General features: G+C 59.0%; 18 protein-coding genes and 2 tRNA genes. 14 read left to right on the forward strand and 6 right to left on the reverse strand.

Annotation, left to right across the window (positions count from 1 at the left end; translation table 11 throughout):
- The first annotated feature begins 1072 nt into the window (after positions 1-1072).
- Positions 1073-1342: a site-specific integrase gene (locus tag H8S11_RS12575; protein WP_186853367.1), complete on the forward strand. Its 270-nt coding sequence runs from the start codon at positions 1073-1075 to the stop codon at positions 1340-1342.
- A 221-nt stretch (positions 1343-1563) separates the two neighbouring features.
- Here H8S11_RS12575 and H8S11_RS12580 read toward each other — a convergent pair.
- Together H8S11_RS12580 and H8S11_RS12585 are read right to left on the reverse strand one after the other, a co-directional pair.
- Positions 1564-1639, reverse strand: a tRNA-Met gene (locus tag H8S11_RS12580).
- A gap of 3 nt (positions 1640-1642) precedes the next feature.
- Positions 1643-1729, reverse strand: a tRNA-Leu gene (locus H8S11_RS12585).
- Positions 1730-2218: 489 nt separating this feature from the next.
- Between H8S11_RS12585 and prfB the strand changes: the two genes are divergently transcribed.
- The 3 genes from prfB (at position 2219) to H8S11_RS12600 (ending at position 5380) form a co-directional block, all read left to right on the forward strand.
- Complete coding sequence (gene prfB / locus H8S11_RS12590; RefSeq protein WP_186853368.1) at positions 2219-3340, forward strand: peptide chain release factor 2; 1122 nt, start codon at positions 2219-2221, stop codon at positions 3338-3340.
- Positions 3341-3452: 112 nt separating this feature from the next.
- Entirely contained in the window at positions 3453-4130 is a 678-nt protein-coding gene (locus tag H8S11_RS12595; RefSeq protein WP_147573460.1) for a TIGR00266 family protein, read from the forward strand.
- A gap of 257 nt (positions 4131-4387) precedes the next feature.
- Complete coding sequence (locus H8S11_RS12600; RefSeq protein WP_147573461.1) at positions 4388-5380, forward strand: hydroxymethylglutaryl-CoA lyase-like TIM-barrel protein; 993 nt, start codon at positions 4388-4390, stop codon at positions 5378-5380.
- 129 nt (positions 5381-5509) lie between these two features.
- On the opposite strand, the gene H8S11_RS12605 is transcribed toward H8S11_RS12600, so the two are convergent.
- From H8S11_RS12605 to H8S11_RS12620, 4 genes are all read right to left on the reverse strand, one after another.
- Positions 5510-5938, reverse strand: a complete 429-nt coding sequence (locus H8S11_RS12605; protein WP_147573462.1) for a CBS domain-containing protein — start codon at positions 5936-5938, stop codon at positions 5510-5512.
- 131 nt (positions 5939-6069) lie between these two features.
- Entirely contained in the window at positions 6070-6240 is a 171-nt protein-coding gene (locus tag H8S11_RS12610) for a hypothetical protein (protein ID WP_186853369.1), read from the reverse strand.
- Between the two features lie 59 nt (positions 6241-6299).
- On the reverse strand, positions 6300-7304 hold the full coding sequence (locus tag H8S11_RS12615; protein ID WP_186853370.1) for an ATP-binding protein: 1005 nt from the start codon (positions 7302-7304) through the stop codon (positions 6300-6302).
- A 4-nt stretch (positions 7305-7308) separates the two neighbouring features.
- Entirely contained in the window at positions 7309-8247 is a 939-nt protein-coding gene (locus tag H8S11_RS12620) for a DnaD domain protein (RefSeq protein WP_186853371.1), read from the reverse strand.
- A 413-nt stretch (positions 8248-8660) separates the two neighbouring features.
- Between H8S11_RS12620 and H8S11_RS12625 the strand changes: the two genes are divergently transcribed.
- From H8S11_RS12625 to H8S11_RS12670, 10 genes are all read left to right on the forward strand, one after another.
- Positions 8661-8972, forward strand: coding sequence for a cell division protein ZapA (locus tag H8S11_RS12625; RefSeq protein WP_186853372.1), 312 nt, complete (start codon positions 8661-8663; stop codon positions 8970-8972).
- Between the two features lie 68 nt (positions 8973-9040).
- Complete coding sequence (locus H8S11_RS12630) at positions 9041-11125, forward strand: U32 family peptidase (protein ID WP_186853373.1); 2085 nt, start codon at positions 9041-9043, stop codon at positions 11123-11125.
- A gap of 21 nt (positions 11126-11146) precedes the next feature.
- On the forward strand, positions 11147-12271 hold the full coding sequence (locus H8S11_RS12635) for a LuxE/PaaK family acyltransferase (RefSeq protein WP_186853374.1): 1125 nt from the start codon (positions 11147-11149) through the stop codon (positions 12269-12271).
- On the forward strand, positions 12268-13527 hold the full coding sequence (locus tag H8S11_RS12640) for an acyl-CoA reductase (RefSeq protein ID WP_366461180.1): 1260 nt from the start codon (positions 12268-12270) through the stop codon (positions 13525-13527). Before H8S11_RS12635 ends, H8S11_RS12640 begins: the two co-directional genes overlap by 4 nt.
- Before the next feature lie 24 nt (positions 13528-13551).
- Entirely contained in the window at positions 13552-14001 is a 450-nt protein-coding gene (gene dut, locus H8S11_RS12645; protein WP_186853376.1) for a dUTP diphosphatase, read from the forward strand.
- A 57-nt stretch (positions 14002-14058) separates the two neighbouring features.
- On the forward strand, positions 14059-14910 hold the full coding sequence (locus H8S11_RS12650; protein WP_186853377.1) for a DUF2262 domain-containing protein: 852 nt from the start codon (positions 14059-14061) through the stop codon (positions 14908-14910).
- A gap of 36 nt (positions 14911-14946) precedes the next feature.
- Positions 14947-15546 carry a Maf family protein gene (locus H8S11_RS12655; protein WP_186853378.1) on the forward strand — a complete coding sequence of 200 codons (600 nt, stop codon included), beginning with the start codon at positions 14947-14949 and terminating at the stop codon, positions 15544-15546.
- Complete coding sequence (mreC, locus tag H8S11_RS12660) at positions 15543-16385, forward strand: rod shape-determining protein MreC (RefSeq protein ID WP_147573472.1); 843 nt, start codon at positions 15543-15545, stop codon at positions 16383-16385. The genes H8S11_RS12655 and mreC overlap by 4 nt, the downstream gene beginning before the upstream one ends.
- 41 nt (positions 16386-16426) lie before the next feature.
- Positions 16427-16939 (forward strand): rod shape-determining protein MreD, encoded by a 513-nt coding sequence (locus tag H8S11_RS12665; protein ID WP_186853379.1) that lies wholly within the window; start codon positions 16427-16429, stop codon positions 16937-16939.
- A gap of 34 nt (positions 16940-16973) precedes the next feature.
- Positions 16974-19274: a penicillin-binding transpeptidase domain-containing protein gene (locus H8S11_RS12670; RefSeq protein WP_147573474.1), complete on the forward strand. Its 2301-nt coding sequence runs from the start codon at positions 16974-16976 to the stop codon at positions 19272-19274.
- Positions 19275-19313 lie beyond the last annotated feature (39 nt).

The following is a 19313-nucleotide window of genomic DNA, read 5'->3' on the forward strand; positions in this document are numbered from 1 at the left end:
GAAACTGAGTGGTGGGGTAGAAAAAGACATTTTAGAACGACAAACTGCACTTTTCCCTTTGCGTCTCAAATGTAACTGTGTCAAAAAGAACATAGCCGGCGCACAGTATCCGGCGGCCTTGCCAATTTGACAAACGGCAGGACGAACCGTGGGGTTGAAAAAAGTGCAGTATAAAGGCAGGTTCTCAGACGGCCACCGCAGGAACTACTTCTGCTCGCAGTGCAGGCAGTTACGAGAGCTTTCACAGTGTATCAAAAGCGGGGGCAAAATTTGGCCTGTGATATCACTTCTGCGATCGTCATCCCCCGGACACCTACTGTCACAAAGAAAAAGCAGGGGAATCTGTCTGTCCTTTTCTATAAGAGATACCTTTTTCGGACTGGACACCTCATCCCCAAAATTGCGCCGCCTAATCAAAGATAAAAGTTCTCCCTGGGATCAAAAGAGCGACGTTTAACAAAGAGAATGTGCGAAAACCCAAAAATTTGAATCGTTTGATGACTCTGCGCCATTTCCCGTCTATTTCCCGTTTCCTTGGTATTGTGTGTCGTTACAAAGGAGATGGAACAACATGGGAAAACACGGAGCCGACAGGAAGGGCAATCTCCAGAAACGGAAGGATGGCCGTTGGGAGGGACAGTACACCGCCAGCCGACCCCTGGAGACCGGGGCTATATTGACAACTACATCAAGATAAACATTAGGAAGATCTCGCTTGGGCAAGCTCGCCTCTTTAGAGCTACAGAAGTTCCGCAAGAGGCTGCTAAACAGCGGCCGAGTGAATCGGGGCAAGAGCAAAAGCCAGCCATGCCAAGACGGTCAGAAACCTCCACCAGATTATTACCTCAGCTATGAAGCTGACAAAAGAGTTGGAATCAACTTTCGCTGGCCCAGCCTAGAGTTGCGCCATGCCCAAGGGGAAGTACAGGGAGATGACACCCCCCCGGTGGAGCAGCTGGGCTACTTTCTGCGGAAGGCAAGGGACATCGGTGTGTTCGAACTCTACTCATGGAGTTGGCCACCGGAGTACGGAGAGGTGAACTTCTAGGTCTGAAGGTGGGAGGACCTTGACTTGGAACAGGGCGACCTCCGGATACGGCGGCAAATTGCCCATATTAATGGAGAGGTGGTGCAGGCCCCACTCAAAACAAAAAACGCCTACCGCACCCTGCCTCTGGAAAAGGATATGGTAGACATTCTGAATCAGCAGAAAAAGAAAGTCAGGGAAGGCCCCTGGGTGTTCCCTAGTACCACAGACGGTCCCATCTCTCCAGACAGCGTCCTGCACATGCTCCACCGGGTGCTGAAACGGGCAGGACTACCCAGAAGTCAGGTTCCATGATCTCCGGTATATCTTCGCTACCCTGGCCCCGCAAAACGGGGTAGATATGAAAAACGGTGTCCGGGATGCTGGGGCACCTCTCTGCCGGGTCCACCCTGAACACTCCAAATTTCCGTATGGGCCGGAACCTAGGTCAGATTTGAAAGCCAAAAATAAAGCTCACAAAAAAGTCGCAGAAAGCAAAAATAATCCGCTGGAATCAGATGATTCCAGCGGATTTCTGGTTGCGGGAGGAGGACTTGAACCTCCGACCTCCGGGTTATGAGCCCGACGAGCTACCAACTGCTCTATCCCGCGATATGGTGCCGGAGACCGGGATCGAACCGGCACGGGATCGCTCCCACGGGATTTTAAGTCCCGGGCGTCTGCCAATTCCGCCACTCCGGCATGGGTGGCTTCCGATCTTCTTTTGAAGGCTAGAATAGTTTACCATATGAAATGGACTATGTCAAGTCAAAAAATATCTTTTCTTTTCCCCATAGTTCCCCTCGGCTGGATGTACAAAAACGGACACATATCCCCACAGGGCCCGCATATACTGATATGTATATCCCTTCTCCCCGCCATCTGCTGATGAACTGGGGAGAGACATAACTGGAGGAACCAATTATGGATGAACACAAGACCCCTATTTTAGAGCTGCCTGAGCGTTCCGCCCCCAAGGACGACCTGGATGATCTGATCTTCCGCGGAGAGGGCTGGCTGGCCAGTGATCGTTAGGGGGCCGTTCACGTCTGGAACGGCCCTCATTGATTCCTTTCTGGGCGAGGGCAGGTTTTCCTTTACTTTTGTTTCCAGCTCATATATAATAATTGGGCCTAAAACCAACTTGTCCCCGGCTATTCCGGGAGTTTACGAGAGAGAGTTGAGGACCGCATGCTCCAATTTGATGAATATAAAGTCAAGCTGAACAACCTGCTCCCCGCCCTGAAGGAGCTGGCTCAGGCCCTTGATCTGGATGGGGCCGAGCGCGAGCTGGATATGCTCCAGGCTGAGTCTGCCGCCGACGGCTTTTGGGACAACCTGGCCAAGGCCCAGAAGGTCCAGCAGCGGATCAAGAACCTGCAGGACAAGGTGGACAGCCAAAAAAAGCGCCAGAGTCAGTGGGACGACCTGATGGCCCTGTGCGAGATGGGCAACGAATTTGAGGACGAATCCCTTATCCCGGAGCTCGAGGATGGCTTCGCCCATCTGGAGGCCGATATGGAGACGGCCCGTTTGGAGACGCTGCTCACCGGCGAGTACGACCGCTCCAACGTGATCCTGACCATTCATCCCGGCGCCGGCGGGACTGAGGCCCAGGACTGGGCACAGATGCTTTACCGGATGTACACCCGCTGGACCGAGCGCCACGGCTTCACCTATCAGATCATGGATTACCAGGAAGGGGACGAGGCCGGCATCAAATCGGCCACTATCATGATTGAGGGGAGCAACGCCTATGGCTACCTCAGAGGAGAACACGGCGTTCACCGGTTGGTGCGGGTGTCCCCCTTTGACGCTAATGCCCGGCGGCAGACCTCCTTTGCCTCCGTGGAGGTCATGCCCGACCTGCCCGAGGATGTGGAGATTGAAATCCGCCCTGAGGACATTGAGATGCAGGTCTACCGGGCCAGCGGCGCCGGCGGCCAGCACGTCAACAAGACCTCCTCCGCAGTCCGTCTCATTCACAAGCCAACTGGCGTGGTGGTAGCTTCCCAGCAGGAACGCTCCCAATTCCAGAACAAGGACAACTGTATGAAGATGCTCCGGGCCAAGCTGGTGGAACTGCAGATGCAGGAGAAGGCGGAGAAGATTTCCGATCTAAAAGGCGTCCAGCTGAAGATAGAGTGGGGCAGTCAGATCCGCTCCTACGTCTTCATGCCCTACCAGATGGTGAAGGACAACCGCACCGCCTATGAGACCAGCAACATCAACGCCGTAATGGACGGCGATCTGGATGGCTTTATCAATGCCTATCTCACGGCGGAGGCCACAGGTAACTGGGCCACCAAATAATAAGCAGCCTGCCGGAGCTCTCTGGCAGGCCGCTTTTTTATATCCTGGTTGTATCAGCTTCCCGCTTCTGATATACTGGAGGTACCACCAATAAAAAGAAAGGCGGGATACTATGAAATACGAGATCAAGGGTGAGCCCACCCCGGTAGTTATCTGTGAACTGAGCGCGGGGGAAAGTATGATCACCGAAAAAGGCTCTATGGTTTGGATGAGCCCTAATATGGAGATGCAGACCTCGGCAGGAGGCCTGGGAAAAGCCTTTGGTCGGATGTTCTCAGGAGAATCCATCTTTCAGAACATCTATACAGCCCAGGGCGGTCCGGGGATGATTGCTTTTGCGTCTAGCTTTCCAGGCGCTATCCGGGCTGTGGAGATTACTCCGGATCGGCCCATCGTGGTCCAGAAATCTGCCTTTTTGGCGGCCACCGATGGGGTGGAGCTCTCCGTCTTTTTTCAAAAGAAGTTAGGGGCCGGCTTTTTCGGCGGCGAAGGCTTTATTATGCAGAAACTTTCTGGCCGCGGAACCGTCTTTTTGGAGATCGACGGCTATGGTGTGGAATACGATCTGGCGGCCGGACAGCAACTGATTGTAGATACAGGAAATCTCGCTGTTATGGACACCAGTTGTTCCATTGACATCCAATCCGTAAAAGGAGTCAAAAATATGATCTTTGGCGGTGAGGGGTTGTTCAACACCGTTGTCACCGGTCCGGGGCACATCACGCTCCAAACCATGCCCATCAGCGCCTTTGCCGGGGCTATCTCCTCGGTGCTGCCCACCAAGGGATAGAATCGTTTTGCCCTGTCAGGTGTATCTCCCGGAATCTTTTTCCCTTTCAGGCCCTGTGTACCGCCCCCTCTTGACATCGTCCCACTTCTGATAGAAAATGTGAGTATGGCGTCCCATGCAGTGACCAGCGGTCAAGAAGCTTTGATCCGCATGGCACTGGGGTCCATTCAAAGGATGGTGAGGTCTTGTCCAGAAATCCTATGTCCTGATCTATGATTTGTCTACAAAAAATGTACAAACAATAAAGGAGCAGCGCTATGTTAGTAATGGATTGCACCCTGCGAGATGGGGCCAATGTGGTAGGCAAGGGCTTCGATGCCCGGCTGACCAAAATGATGATCGAGGGAATGATCGCCGCGGGTATCACCACCATCGAAATGGGAAACTGTTTGGGTCTGGGCGCATATGAGGCCAATGGTTCTATTGCCCCCTGCACAGACGAGGAGTATCTCCAGCTGATACAGCCTTATCTGTCCCAGGCTGAAATCGGTATGTTTCTGGGCTATAAGAACGCCACCCAGCCCAATGTGGATCTGGCTGCCAGATATGGGTTGAAATTTCTCCGCATCGGCGCTAACGCCGGCGACGGAGCAGGAGCCTGCGAGGGAATCCGGCGGGTAAAGGCTGCCGGCATGAAGTGCCGTTACTCTTTGATGAAGGCCTATGTCCTGTCCCCCAAGGAGTTGGCAGAGGAAGCCAAGATGCTAGCTGACTGCGGACTGGATGAGATCACTATCATGGACTCTGCCGGTACCATGATGCCCCATGAGACAGAGGCCTATACCAAAGAGCTGGTCGCTGCTGTGGATATCCCTGTGGCATTCCACGGCCACAATAACCTGGGACTGTCCGTAGCCAACGCCATCGCCGCCGCTGAGGCCGGGGCCACCGTCTTTGACTGCGGCCTGCTGGGCATGGCCCGCAGCGCCGGCAACTGCGCCACTGAACTTCTGGTAGCCACTTTCCAACGGCTGGGCTATTTTAAGGACATTGACCTCTACAAGCTGCTGGCCTTTCTGGACGGTGAGTTAATCCCTGCCATGGAGGAATACAACTACCACGTGGCAGTTAAGCCCTTTGACCTGATCCTGGGTCTGGCGGGCTGCCACTCCAGCTTTACCAAGCGGTTTCAGAACATTGCCGATGAAATGGGCGTGCCTCTGTATCAACTGATCGTAGAAGTATCTAAGCGGGACCAGAAGGCCCCCAGCGAGGAACTGATCCGCCAGATCGCCGCGGATCTGGTCTGATTTCCAACAGTCCTATATTCGCTTCAAATCCGGACGATTTCCGCTCCCTAGAGGAGATACATTTATATCCAAAGAACGTTTAAAAAATGTGCGTCCATGCTGAACATGGACGCACATTTTTTACCGCTTTTACCGCACCACTATATTCTCCGATATCTCACACAGAGCCTGGGACGCCTCCATGTCGAAGCGGTGGCTGCGGGCCAGATCCGCCAGGGAGATGACGCCTACCAGCTTGCCTTTTTCAACAACAGGAAGCCGACGGACCTGCTGGGTGGACATGAGCCGGGTGGCCTCCCGGCAGTCATCTCCCGGAGCTACTGTGGCACAGTTCCGGGTCATAATATCCCGGACCATGGTCTGGGCCGGGTCCTCCTCCGCGGCGATGCAGCGCAGGACGATATCCCGGTCCGTCACCATTCCGCGCAGCCGGCCGTCGCTGGAGCAGACCGGAAGTGAGCCTACATTGTGCCGGCTGATGAGCCGGGCGGCCAGGGAGGCCGAGGAGGTTGGCTCGATGGTGACCACGCTGGGATTCATCAGTTCTCTTACTTCCATGTAAAAACCGCCTTTCCGGTAAAAATTGGTCTTGCACCAGTTTGTCCGGAAAGGCGGTTTTTTATTCTGTCTCCTGAATCCTATTTATCTCCCGAATGACAAATCGCCGCTCTCATTCCTACGGACAGAGATCACTTTTTGGATATTCTCTGGTCGATTCGGCAAAATACCTCACCCAGCACAGAGCATATGGCAAAAAACAAAATGATCTTGACCGGTTCAAACTTGGGCAGCAGCACAGCGCCCAGTCCGCCGCCCACGATCAGCGCCATAACCAGCAGCAGCGACCTTCTGAAACGCATGATAACCACCTATCTTCCATCACTTTTTCTCTATGGAAACCGTTTCGAAATTCAGGGTATTACAGTCTACCTTTCTTCAACAGGCGGATGTCGTCACCGAAAAACTCCAGCAGGTGATACTCCCCATCCAGGCGGGAGGCGATCTGGGGTGAGTATCGCCGGGCCGCCTCCTCCATGGTCAGGTTGGAGGAGATAACTGTGTGCAGCCCCGCCACCAGCCGGGAGTTGATGAGCTCATAGAGAGCAGACTGGGTAAACTGGGTAGTCAATTCGCTGCCCAGATCGTCTAAGATCAGCAGGTCGCAGTTGAGATAGCGGCGGGTCTCATCCCTGGCCTCCTGGCCGTCCTGGCTGTCCCGGAGGAACTTCTTGGCTTCGAACTGGGCAAAGATATTTCCCGCGGTATCGTAGACCACAGAGCGTCCCCCCTCTGACACCGTACGGGCGATACAGGCGGACAAAAAGGTCTTGCCCAGCCCCGGAGCGCCGGAGAGGAACAGATTTTTGTAGTGGAACCTGCCGAACTTCTGCGCATAGTTCAGACAGACCTCGTAGATCAGCTCCATGTTTTCCCGGGGGGAGATCCCCCGGTTCGGCCAGGGAGTCTGACTGTAATAGTCGATGCGGAAGGAGTCGAAGGACTGCTCCCCTAGGTCCAGCAGCTTGGACAGCTCCCGGATCTGCTCCTGGGCACACAACCGCTTCAGGCAATCGCACATCTGAGCTCCCCTCCAGCCGGTGTCTCCGCACAGAGGACAGGCAGGCTTGTCCTCCAGGGCATCGGCGGGCAGTCCCATAGCGCCCAGCAGGACAGCCCGCTCCTGCTGCAGGTCCAGATTTTTTTCCTTTACCGTCCGTACCGCCTGGGCGGGGTTCCCTCCCTGGCGCAGGGTGGCGGCGACCAACTGGGCCATGGTCCCCTGAAGCTGCCGGTCCAACTGGGCCAGGCGAGGTTCCCGGCCGTAGGCTCTGTCCCGCAGCCGGTCCAGCTCCACCCTTCTTCGGCGCCGCTCCCCTTCCAGCCGGTCCACAGCCCGGCGAAGCACATTGGGATCATATGCCATAGGTTCACCCTTCCTTCTTCATCTGGTCCAGCATACGGCGCATCCGCTCCATGTTTTCCCGTGTCCGCTTCTCCTGGTCCGCCAGAGCCCCCTGAGGCGGCTGGCCAGCCCGCAGGGGCCTGGGGTCCCGGTCGCCCGCCTGGATGGCGGCGGCGGTGTGGAGGCCTTTCTGGTGCCAGCGGCGGAGAATACCGTTCATATAGCCCCAATCCATAGACTGCTTCTTCAGCACCGTCTTTTCATACGCCATCCGCAGGGCCTCGTCGTCAAAGCCCATATCGTCCCAGGCGGCGATATAAGTCCGCTCCTGGGACACCAAGGGGTGCGGCGGGATGTCCAGCAGCCGGAGCACCTGGGCCTCCCGACCCCGGAGGTGGGTCAGGCGCTGGAGATGGGCCTCGGCCCGCTCCATCGTGTCGATGCCCTGGCGGGCCCAGACAAAGCCCTCCTTTTTGATCTGGGACAGGAAGGGCCGCCGTCCCGGCCCGTATTTTCGTTCCATCTCCTCGGTACACCAGCCCACCAGCATCAAAACAACCTCGGCAGGCAGAGCCAGATGGTCATAGAGTGTGTACAAAGACCGCAGGTCGTTGGCGGACAGCTTTTTGCCCAGCCGCCGCTCCACCTCGTCGCACAGGGCGGGAAAGGTGGATGTATTTTCTTTCAGGGCGGCGGTAATATCCTCTAGGGAATACTCCGGGGGAGGAGTTTCCGGGACAGGGGGGGCGGAGACGGGGGGCTGCTCCGGTGCCATACCCAGCTTTTTTAACTGGTCCAGAGCTGTGTCCAGACGCTGCTGGGACCAGGTCAGATGGGACAGATCCCCGTGGCGCAGAAAATGGAGATAGAGCAGGGCGGCATCGCCGCTGTCCAGTCTCAACAGCCGGTCGGCCGCCTGGTCTGTCATGGCCAGGACGCTTCCGGGCAGCAATGTTTGGGCCATACTACCGCCCTCCTTTCTAAAAACGGTCCCGCTCCCGACCCGAGGCAGGGCGGAGGGACCGTGGCTGTGTTTCTTCATTTTACCGCAAAAACCGCCCGGCGTAAACAGGAAATTGCGGAGGCCTCCGGTCCATCCCCGCTGTTCGCTATGGGTCGGCGCTTCTGGTTGTCACGCCTCCCCGGCTCACGACGCGTGGCTTCCCTCCGTCTCGGGCTGGAAACAGCCGCTTATGCGGCTTCGGTTTCGCGCCCTCGCTCCGGTCCATCCCCGCTGTTCGCCGCGGGTCGGCGCTTCTTGGAAAAATTCATGGATTATTTGTTTTTCAAATGTTCCCTTCTGTGGTATAATGATGAGTAAGTTGGATTCGTATGCCCATTTGGCATACAAAAGATAGAAGAAGGGGAGGAGCTCCGATGAAGAACAAAGTGGTAGTGACCATCGCGGGACAGGAGTATACCATGGTGGCGGTAGAGGACGAGGCCTATGTCCGCAAGTGCGCTGACTATGTGGACAGCCAGCTGCGTGATATCATGAGCAACAAGCTGCCCAAGGAGACGGCCGCCGTGCTGGCCGCCATGAATATGGCCGACCTGTACTTCAAGGAACAGGATGCCGCCGAGAATCTCCGCCGCCAGATCAAGGAGAATCTGGAGGAGGCCAACCGGCTGAAGATGGAGCTGTCTGAGGCCAAGCGGGAGATCTTCAAGCTTCAGACCCGCAAATAACCGCCGGAGGCGGACACGACTTTTGCCGCGTGTCCGTCCCGTGCCTTTGATTTTCCAGGAGGTATCCCATGTTGGAACTGCTCGCGCCGGCCGGCTCTATGGAGGCGGTGACGGCCGCCGTCCAGAACGGCGCCGACGCCGTCTATTTTGGATATGGAGATTTCAACGCCCGCCGCAACGCCAAGAATTTTTCTGAGGAAGAGGCCGCGGCGGCGGTTTCTTATTGCCATCTCCGGGGCTGCAAGGTACATCTAACTCTGAACACCCTGCTTACTGACCGGGAGTTGCCGGGGGCGGCGGAGGTTGCCGCTCACGCCAGTCGCATCGGCGTGGACGCGGTCATTGTACAGGACCTGGGTGTGCTGCGTATGCTAAGGCAGACCGTCCCGGACCTGCCCCTCCATGGCTCCACCCAGATGACCGTCCACTCTTTGGACGGGGTAAAGCAGTGCGCTGACCTGGGCATCAGCCGGGTGGTGCTGTCCCGGGAGCTGAACCGGGACCAGATCGCCTATATCTGCCAGAACTCCCCCATCGAGATCGAGGTGTTTGGTCACGGGGCGCTGTGTATGTGTTACTCCGGCCAGTGTTATTTCTCCTCGGTCATTGGGGGGCGGAGCGGCAACCGTGGTCTGTGCGCCCAGCCCTGCCGGCTGAAGTATGGCTGGAACGGCCGGGCGGACGAGTACCCTCTCTCTCTAAAGGATATGTCCCTGGTGAGCCACCTGAAGGAGCTTCAGGACATGGGGGTGGCCTGCCTGAAGTTGGAGGGCCGGATGAAGCGGCCGGAGTATGTGGCCGTGGTCACCGGTGTGTACGCCAGAGCTCTGAAGGAGGGCCGCTCCCCCACCCAGGCGGAGCTGGATGCCCTGGAGCAGGTCTTTTCCCGCCAGGGCTTTACGGACAGCTACTTCATGGGTCAAAAGGGCCCCGAAATGTTTGGTACGCGCCAGGAGGGAAAGGAGCCCAAGGAGCTCTATGCCCAGGCCCGGGCCACCTATGAAAACGGCGAGAACCGGAAGGAGCCGGTGAGAATATACGCCATGATCCAGGCCGACCAGCCAGCCCGGATCGCCGTGGAGGACAAGGAGGGCCGGATGGTCCATGGGGAGGGGCCGGTGCCCGAGGCGGCTCGAAACGTGCCCCTGACACGGGAAAAGGTGGAGGGCCAGCTGTCCCGCACCGGAGGCACCCCCTACTCCTGTCAGAAGGTGACCGCCAAAGTAGAGGAGGGCCTATCCCTTCCCCTGTCCGCCCTGAATGACCTGCGCCGCCGGGCCCTGGAGGATCTGTCCGTCCAGCGGCAGGCCCTGCCCCAGAGGAGGGTGGAGCCCTTCCGGCCGGGTGTGAGGTATGAGAATCCCAGGGGGACGCCTGTATACACAATTTCTGTCCGGGAGGCGGCCCAGATCAGTGGAGAGCTGCTGCGGCTGTCCCCTGCTCTGATCTACTTACCCGCCGACCAGGGCGCTGCCCACCCGGAGGTGGTGAAGCGGTGCCAAGAGGCCGGTGTCCCCGTCGCCGCCCTTATGCCCCGTGTGTACAGCGACCGGGAAACTTTGGCCCTGGAGGAGGATTTGGCTGCCCTGCGCCGCATTGGAGTAGACCAGGTGCTGGCCGGCACACTGGGCGCTGTCCGCCGGGCTGCCCAGCTGGGCTTTTCGGTCCGGGGAGACTACGGCCTTGGGGTATATAACAGCCAGACCATGAAAGAGCTGAAGCGGCTGGGACTCATCTCCGCTACCGCCTCCTTCGAGCTGAAGCTGGCCCAGATTCGGGACCTGTCTAAGGCTATTCCCACGGAGCTCATCGCCTATGGCCGCCTACCTTTGATGATTACAGAAAACTGTATTATCCACAACCATTCCGGCCAGCACACCTGCTCCAACGTGAACCTGCTCACCGACCGGAAGGGGGAGCGGTTCCCGGTGGTCCAAGCCTATGGCTGCCGCAACGAGATCTTGAACTCCAAAAAGCTGTTTTTGGCTGACCGGACCCAGGACTATGGCCGTCTGGGCCTGTGGGCGGCCCGGCTGATGTTTACCACGGAAAACGCCATGGAGTGCGCCCAGGTATTGGAACGCTATCTGGGGCAGGGGTCATACCAGCCAAATGAGTATACTCGGGGACTCTACTACCGAGACGTGGAGTAACAGAGACTAGGGGGAAACGCCGTGTTCAGCCGACAGCGCCTGTTTTGGCTCCACCAGCCCTATGACCTGGAGGGCTCCGACCCGGACTTTCTTCGGGCGGTGCGGGATAACTGCGCCTTCCATATGGCCCGCTGCCCGGAGTACCGGGCCATTGCGGACCACATCGGCTTCTCTCCAGAGCAGATACAGACCATAGTTGACCTGGCCCGGCTCCCCGTCCTGCCTACCCTGTTTTACAAGCGGCACGCCGTCTTTTCCATGCCCCGGTGGCGAATGGCCATGCGGGTCACCTCCTCCGGCACCAGCGGCAGGTTCAGCCAGGTGGGCTTTGACTGGGGCTGTCTCCTGGCGGAGGTACCCATGGTCCTTCGCCTGGGCTGGCGGCACGGCCTGATCTCTCCCAGGCCCGCTCACAATGTGATTCTGGGCTATCAGCCCCACCGCCAGAATAAAACAGGTGTCACCCGCACCATGTTCGGCCTGACCTGGTTTGCCCCTCCCATCAGCCGGACCTACGCCCTGCGCTATGGGGACGGCGGCTATGTCCCCGACCTGGACCATGTGGCGAAGGCCCTGGAAAAGCTGGGCAGTTCCCGGTTTCCCACCCGGATCATCGGTTTTCCCTCCTACCTCTGGTTCGGTCTGAAGCGGATGGAGGAGCTGGGCCTGCGGGCGCAGCTGCCGAAGGGCTCCCGCATCCTCCTGGCCGGAGGCTGGAAACAGCACTACGCCCAGCAGGTGGAAAAGCCTGTCCTCTATGGCCTGGCCGGTCGGATACTGGGCATCCAAGAGGCGAATATCAATGAGTTTTTCGGGGCGGTAGAGCACCCCATCTTTTTCAACGCCTGCAAAGAGCACCACTTCCACATCCCCGTCTACTCCCGCGTCATCATTCGGGATGTGAATACATTGGAGCCCCTGCCCATGGGGAAGGTGGGGCTGATCAACCTGGTCTCTCCCCTCCTCCGGGCTACCCCAGCTACCAGCGTCATGACGGATGATCTGGGCTATCTCACGCCGGGGGAGGAATGTGGCTGCGGCCTCCGCTCCCCCTATCTGACCATCCTGGGCCGGGTGGGGCTGGCGGAGATCCAGACCTGCGCCGCCGGAGCTGCGGAACTGCTTGGGAAGGGGGAGATGCCGTGATTCTTGCCAATGGAGCCCTTCTCCCGGACAGCGACCTGCCAAAGGTGCTCTCCGGTCTGGAGGCGGAGATTAACCACACCCGAAGCGCCTCCCCTTTGGAAGCGGAGGCCGTCGTGGACGCCTGCGCTACGCTGCTGGACCGGCTGGATCAGGGAGAGCTGGACCATCTCCTGTCCCGGTTTGCCACCCCACAGCTTCTGGATACTCTGGGGAGGTACCGCCACATGCTCCAGTCGGAGAGCCTGCGCTATAAACTGGCCGTAGAGCTGGACGGTCTCTGGACAGGGGAGCGCCCCCGGCCCTTTGGCCGCTCTGTGGTCCTGCCCCTGGGCACCCTGCTCCACATTGCCGCCGGCAACATAGAGGGCCTTCCCGCCTTCAGCGCCCTGGAGGGCCTGTTGACCGGAAACGTCAACCTGCTGAAGCTGCCTTCTGGAGATACGGGCTTGTCCCTGGCTCTGCTCAAGCTGCTGACAGACACCCAGCCCGATCTGGCCCCCTACCTCTATGTCTTTTCCATCCCCTCTGCCGACCGGACCTCCCTGGAGGTCCTGGCCAGCCTGGCGGACGGCATCGTCACCTGGGGCGGGGATGAGGCTGTCCGGGCCGCCCGGAGCATGGCTCCCGCCGGCTGCAAGCTGATTGAGTGGAGCCACCGGCTCAGTTTCGCCTATGTATCTGGCCGTCCGCCGGAGGAGGAATGGTATGCCCTGGCCCGCCATATCCTGTCCACCGGGGGGCTGCTGTGCTCCTCCTGCCAGGTGATTTATCTGGACACCGACAGCCTGGATGATGGTAGGGCGTTCTGCCATAGCTTCCTGCCTATCCTGGAGCGCGCGGCCGCCGCCTGTCACCCGCCCCCCGGACAGGCGGCCCAGGCCACTCTCCACGGGTATGAGCATTTTTTGGAGCAGACGGTGAGAAACACTGGGGCCCAGGTCTTTCTGGGGCGGGGCTGCTCGGTCACCCTTTGTCCCGACCAGGAGTTGGAGCTGTCGCCTCTCCATGGAAACATACTGGTAAAACGGCTGCCCCGTTCCCAGCTTTTTTCTGTCCTTCGGCGGCAGAAGGGAAGGCTTCAGACCGCCGGACTGCTCTGCCCTCCGGAGGAGCGGGAGGAGCTGACCGCCCTTCTGGTCCGGGCGGGACTGACCCGAATCACCTCCGCCGGCACTATGTCCGCCCCATTTCCAGGGGCGGGACATGACGGGGAGCACCCCCTGCGCCGGTATGTGCGCATCGTGGATATCGAATAGAAAAAGGATTAGGAGTTTACAATTATGGAGTTGAAGATCAAAGCAGTTTCCCCTAAAATTGGGAGCGACATCCCCCTGCCCTTCTACGCCACCCCCGGATCGGCGGCCATGGACCTACACGCCTGTATGGAGGAGGCGGTGGTCATTCCTGCCGGCGGCCGGAAGGTCATCCCAACTGGCATCGCCATCGCCCTGCCCTCGCCGGACTATGTGGCGCTGGTCTTTGCCCGGAGCGGGCTGGGCATCAAACATGGCATCGCCCCCGCCAACTGTGTGGGCGTCATCGACAGCGACTACCGGGGAGAGATCCTGGTGGGCCTGCAAAATTCCGGGGACACGGACTTTACCATTCAGCCCGGTGAGCGCATCGCCCAGCTGATGGTCACCCCGGTAGTCCAGGCCGAGCTGAAAATCGTGGATGAGCTGGACGACACCCAGCGGGGCGCCGGCGGCTTCGGCTCTACCGGAAAATAAGCGACAAACACGGGCCCCTTTAACCAGGCCCAGTGTGACGAGCATGGAGGAAGCAGTATGTTTGGACTGTTCAAAAAGAAAGAAGCGCCCAAGGAGCCTCCCTCCCAACAGAGGGACGAGTGGAAGGAGTTCGCCACCCCCTTCCTGCCGGATGAGTTGTCTATTGTGGCTGTCACGGACGCCAGCGGCTTCGGCTCTGTCAAAGAACCGGAGCAGGAGCTCTGGCGGGTGGGCATCGGCCTGACCGCCTGGATGGAGGAGGACAGCCCTGACATCCACCAGGGAGAGGCCAGCCTAGTCTCTCTGGCCGACGATACCCTGCGGAACTATCTCCGCCAGCGGGTCCGGCCTGACTTTATCATCAAGTTCACGGCGCGGGTGTCAGAGGATGGCCGGAGGCTCCTCTTACTGGACCTGCCGGAGCCGGGCTTTGATCCGGACCTAAAAGCCATCCTGGAGGAGCAGAAAAAGCCTGTATCCTTCTGGGAGGACGGCTTGGGCACCTTTACCTTAAACCGCTCGGTGGGCTGGTTTGAGACTGAGGCGGAGTGGCTGGGCCAGCCTGCCCGCCTGGACTTCGACCGGGACGAAAACCGGGCGGACTGTCTGACGCATTTTCACACCCTGATGGAGCGTCAGGAGGAGTGGGACCAGAGGGTGCGGGCCTTGGCCGCGGAAAAGCTGCTTGACCTGGCCAACGACTGGGCTCAGGAGTCGGAGGAGGACCGGGAGGCGGCGGAGATCACCCAGGAGCAGTTCATGGAGCGCATGGAACTGGACGCCATTCAGATCTATGAGGACGGAGCCTTCGAATTTTGGTTCAACGACGGGGACCTGTTCTGGGGGCACTCCATCCACGTCACCGGCTCTCTGACAAATGGGCCGGAGGAGGCCCAGATGGAGGGATGAGTCCTCCCACCTATTTTCTCACCAAGGAGTTTTGTTATGCGTATCATCCTCGCCTCTCAATCCCCCCGGCGGCGGGAGCTGCTGGAACGGATGGGGGTCGCTGAATTTGATATCATTCCTGCGCAAGGGGAGGAGGTCATGGACCCCTCGCTGTCTCCGGACCGGCTGGTGGAGGAGCTGTCCCGCCAGAAGTGCGCGGAAGTCGCCGCCGCCCACCCGGACGGCCTGGTCATCGCCGCTGACACGGTGGTATCTGTGGGCGGGCTGGTGCTGGGCAAGCCCCACAGCCGGGAGGAGGCGGTCCGAATGCTCTCCGCTCTGTCCGGTCGGGAGCATATGGTATACACCGGCATCACCCTCTTTTCCGGTGGCCGGACCGCCACGGAGCACGAGGCCACCTCTGTCCGCTTCCGCCCCCTGTCCCAAGGGGATATCGACCACTACCTGGCCACTGGAGAGCCCATGGACAAGGCTGGGGCTTACGGCATCCAAGGGTACGGCAGTGTGCTTGTAGAGGGCATCTCCGGGGACTACTATAATGTGATGGGCCTGCCGGTCTGCCGGCTGGGCCGGATGCTGGCCCGGTTTGGAGTGGACACATTGTCCATGGCCGCGAAAAAGGAGCAAGGAACGTGAAAGATTTTCTCCGCCAGAACGGGATCCTGCTGGTCATCATCGCCTTGCTGCTGACCATTCTGATCGGGGTGGGCACCGCCTTTATGGGCGGCAATGCCGACCCCCTGTCCAACGTGGTGAACACGGTCACCAGCCCCATACGAAATGGCATTGCTGCCGCCGCTGACTGGGCGGAGGGAGTATATAACTATGTATTCCGCTATGGCCAGATCCAGGAGGAGCTGGACAGCCTGCGGGCCCAGGTGGCCGAGCTGGAGGACCAGGTTCGAGAGGGGCAGGAGGCCGCCAAGCAAAACGAGCGCCTGCGGGAGCTGCTGGACCTCCAGGCCAAACGTGAGGACTTCGTCTTTGAGTCCGCGCGGGTTACTGGGCGCTCCACTGACAACTGGGCATCCACACTGACCATCAGCAAAGGCACCTCCGCCGGCGTGGAGGCGGGCGACTGCGTCGTGACCTCCACCGGCGTGCTGGTGGGAGTTGTGTCCAAGGTGGGGCTGAACTGGTCCACCGTCTCCACAATTATCAACACAGACATTGAGATTGGGGGCATCGTCACCCGAACGTACAGCGCCGGGGTGCTGGAGGGAGACTTTGCCCTGATGGGCCAGGGCCGTCTGAAGCTGAGTTACCTCCCCCACAGCGCTCAGTTGGTGTCTGGGGACGAGGTGCTCACCTCCGGCAAGGGGGACGTGTATCCTTCCGGGCTGGTGGTGGGTCAGGTGGAGGGCGTCTTTACCGACCCTTCTGGGATGACCCGCTATGCCGTGGTGGTCCCTGACGCCGACCTGTCCTCCTTAGTTGAGGTATTCGTCATCAAAGACTTTGATATCCAGGAGTAGGCGCGGCCTGTGGCCGCCCTACCCAGTAAGGAGCGTTTCATTTGACCCGACGTGACCTGATCCACAAGTGGTTTGTCTATGCCCTGGGCCTGCTGCCCCTGTGGCTGCTGGACGACTATATCCTGCCTCGGTACCCCCTCTTTGGCGTAACACCCATGCTGCTGCCTGTGGCGGCAGCCGCTGTGGCGGTGCTGGAGGGGGCCTATGCCGGAGCGGGCTTTGGAATGGCGGTCGGCCTGCTGTGGGAGCTGGCCTACCCCGGAGGCTTTGGCGGCCTGGTGCTTGGGATGGCCCTGGCCGGCATGGCCATTGGGGCCCTCGCCCAGTATGCCCTGAGCCAGTCCTTTCCCGGCTGCCTGCTCTGTTCCGCCGCTATCCTTGCTCTGCTGGACCTGCTGCGGGTGCTGCGGGGGCTCATCACCCACGCGGCCTCCCTCCCGGCGCTGCTCCAGGTGGCCGTACCCGAATTTCTCTATTCCTTGGCCTGGACTCCGGTAGTCTATCTCCTGTTCCGGGCCATATTTCGCCGGGTGGGCGGGACCAAGCTGGCCTGATTCGCCCTTTTCTTCTCCAGGATGGAGGTATTCCATGGATGTAAAACAATTTCATCGTCGGGTCCTGTGCATCGCCTTGCTCCTTTCCCTGTGTCTTACCGCCATGGGGGCCACACTGTACGACCTCCAGATCAATCAGGGTGAGGCGCTGTATGAGCGATCTCAGAACAAGATCGCAGAAACCCAGATAGTCGAAGCAGACCGGGGAGACATTCTGGACCGAAATGGCCGTGTGTTGGTGTCTAATCGGGTGGTCTACCAGGTGACGCTGGACCTGGATCACATGGGAAAGGAGCCGGAGGAGCGCAACGCGACCCTTCTGTCCCTCGTCCACGCGGCTCGGGCCTCTGGGGTAGAATGGAGCGACACCCTGCCCATCTCCGCCGATGAGCCCTTTGTGTTCACTGAGCAGTCCCCCTACTTTACCCTCTCACAAAATGAGGACGGGACCCCTTCTAAGACTTTGACCCGCCTGGGCCAGTTGGCTGTCAAAATGAAATGGATCACCGACCCCACCAAAGAGCCCGAGCCAGTAGAAACAGCCCCTGTACAGCAGGAGGAGCCTGGGCTTTGGGACAGGATCACCGGATTTTTTACTGGAGAGACACCCCAGAAAGAGGTCCAGACACCAGTGCAGGAGAAGGATAGCTCACTTCCTACCGCCCGGCAGCTGCTTGGTAAAATGTGCGCCAGCTTTGAAATCGCAGGCGAGGGCGCTGTGGACAAGAAGTCTGCGGAGGCATCCGGGCAGGCGGTGCCCGACCTGAATATCGGAGACATGGACCCGGCAGATGCCCGGGCCATCGCCGGACTGCTGTATGAGCTGTACTTGCGTTCCCGTGAGGTCACCTGGACTCCCTATGTCTTTGCCGAGGGCGTGGATATCGATTTCATTTCCCGTGTCAAAGAGCTCTCTCTGCCTGGAGTGGTCATCGAGCCCACTACCGTCCGTCAGTACCACACCCAGTACGCCGCCCACATCTTAGGGCGGGTAGGACTGATGAACCGTTCAGAGGTGGAATACTATACCTCGCTGGACGAGGACGGGGACGGTAAGCCCGACTACGAGATGGACGATACCGTAGGTAAGGAGGGGGTGGAAAAGGCCTTCGAGTCCTTCCTGCGGGGTACCCCAGGGATCCGGGCCGTGGATCGGAACACCAGCGGAAAGATCTTGTCAGAGAGTTGGATCACCGAGCCAAAGCCAGGGGACAATATTGTGCTCACCATCGATATTGACCTGCAGAAAAAGGTGGAGGACACTCTGGCCTCCTCCCTGCCCAATCTGGTCAGTGAGGAGGTGGAGGGCGCGGCCTGCGTGGTGCTAGATGTAAACAGCTTTGATGTATTGGCTTCCGCCTCCTATCCTACCTTCGACCTGGCCAACTACTCCCGTGACTGGGAGAAAAATTCTACAGATCCCCTCACTCCCCTGGTCAACCGGGCACTTACAGGCACCTACGCCCCCGGCTCCACCTTTAAGATGGTCACCGCTATCGGAGCACTGGAGGAGGGCATTATCACTCCCGACTCCCAAATACGGGACCTGGGCCGCTACACCTACTACCCCGGCACTCCTCCCCAGTGCTGGTACTACCGCCAGTACGGCAAGTATCACGGGCTCATCAACGTCAGCGAGGCTATCGAGGTATCATGCAACTACTTTTTCTACGACGTGGGACGGCGGCTTGGCATCGACCTGTTGGTAGACTACGCCACCCGCTTTGGCCTTGGCCAAAAGACGGGCATTGAGCTGGAGGAGTCCTCGGGCGTCATGGCTGGCCCCGAATATACTGAGAGCATGGGCGGGACCTGGTACGAGGGCTCGGTCCTATCTGTGGCCATCGGCCAGGAGAGCAGCCAATTTACCCCTATCCAGCTTGCCAGCTATATCTCCACACTGGTCAATGGAGGCACCCGAAAGTCCACCCACCTGCTGAAGGAAATCAAATCCAGCGATTACTCCCAAATCGTGGAAACCTATGAGCCGGAGGTCCTCAGCACCATTGAGATACAGGACAAAAATCTAGAGGCTGTCAAGGCCGGAATGCTGGCCCTGACCACTGACGGCTCGGTACGCCGCTACTTTCAGGACCTGCCTGTCCAGGTGGGCGCCAAAACTGGCTCCGCCCAGGTCAGCGCCCAGACGGAGTCCAATGCCGTTTTCGTCTGCTTCGCCCCCTATGATGACCCGGAGATCGCCTTGGCCATGGTGGTGGAACACGGCGGAAGCGGCTCAGAACTGGGCGCCATGGCAGCCGATATTCTCTCCTATTACTTCTCAACCAAGGGCAGCATGGATGAGATCCCCATGGAAAATACTTTGATCCGGTAGTTTCCGGTCCTTTTTTGCCTCTGTCTTGACGGGCGGAGA

The sequence above is a fragment of the Flintibacter hominis genome, assembly GCF_014287965.1.
Lineage (GTDB): Bacteria > Bacillota > Clostridia > Oscillospirales > Oscillospiraceae > Lawsonibacter > Lawsonibacter aceti.

Bases quoted from the DNA above. Each gene is read 5' to 3' on its own strand.
- prfB (WP_186853368.1), top strand. From the start codon at position 2,219: ATGCTCCAATTTGATGAATATAAAGTCAAGCTGAACAACCTGCTCCCC.
- H8S11_RS12595 (WP_147573460.1), top strand. From the start codon at position 3,453: ATGAAATACGAGATCAAGGGTGAGCCCACCCCGGTAGTTATCTGTGAA.
- H8S11_RS12600 (WP_147573461.1), top strand. From the start codon at position 4,388: ATGTTAGTAATGGATTGCACCCTGCGAGATGGGGCCAATGTGGTAGGC.
- H8S11_RS12605 (WP_147573462.1), bottom strand. From the start codon at position 5,938: ATGGAAGTAAGAGAACTGATGAATCCCAGCGTGGTCACCATCGAGCCA.
- H8S11_RS12610 (WP_186853369.1), bottom strand. From the start codon at position 6,240: ATGCGTTTCAGAAGGTCGCTGCTGCTGGTTATGGCGCTGATCGTGGGC.
- H8S11_RS12615 (WP_186853370.1), bottom strand. From the start codon at position 7,304: ATGGCATATGATCCCAATGTGCTTCGCCGGGCTGTGGACCGGCTGGAA.
- H8S11_RS12620 (WP_186853371.1), bottom strand. From the start codon at position 8,247: ATGGCCCAAACATTGCTGCCCGGAAGCGTCCTGGCCATGACAGACCAG.
- H8S11_RS12625 (WP_186853372.1), top strand. From the start codon at position 8,661: ATGAAGAACAAAGTGGTAGTGACCATCGCGGGACAGGAGTATACCATG.
- H8S11_RS12630 (WP_186853373.1), top strand. From the start codon at position 9,041: ATGTTGGAACTGCTCGCGCCGGCCGGCTCTATGGAGGCGGTGACGGCC.
- dut (WP_186853376.1), top strand. From the start codon at position 13,552: ATGGAGTTGAAGATCAAAGCAGTTTCCCCTAAAATTGGGAGCGACATC.
- H8S11_RS12650 (WP_186853377.1), top strand. From the start codon at position 14,059: ATGTTTGGACTGTTCAAAAAGAAAGAAGCGCCCAAGGAGCCTCCCTCC.
- H8S11_RS12655 (WP_186853378.1), top strand. From the start codon at position 14,947: ATGCGTATCATCCTCGCCTCTCAATCCCCCCGGCGGCGGGAGCTGCTG.
- H8S11_RS12670 (WP_147573474.1), top strand. From the start codon at position 16,974: ATGGATGTAAAACAATTTCATCGTCGGGTCCTGTGCATCGCCTTGCTC.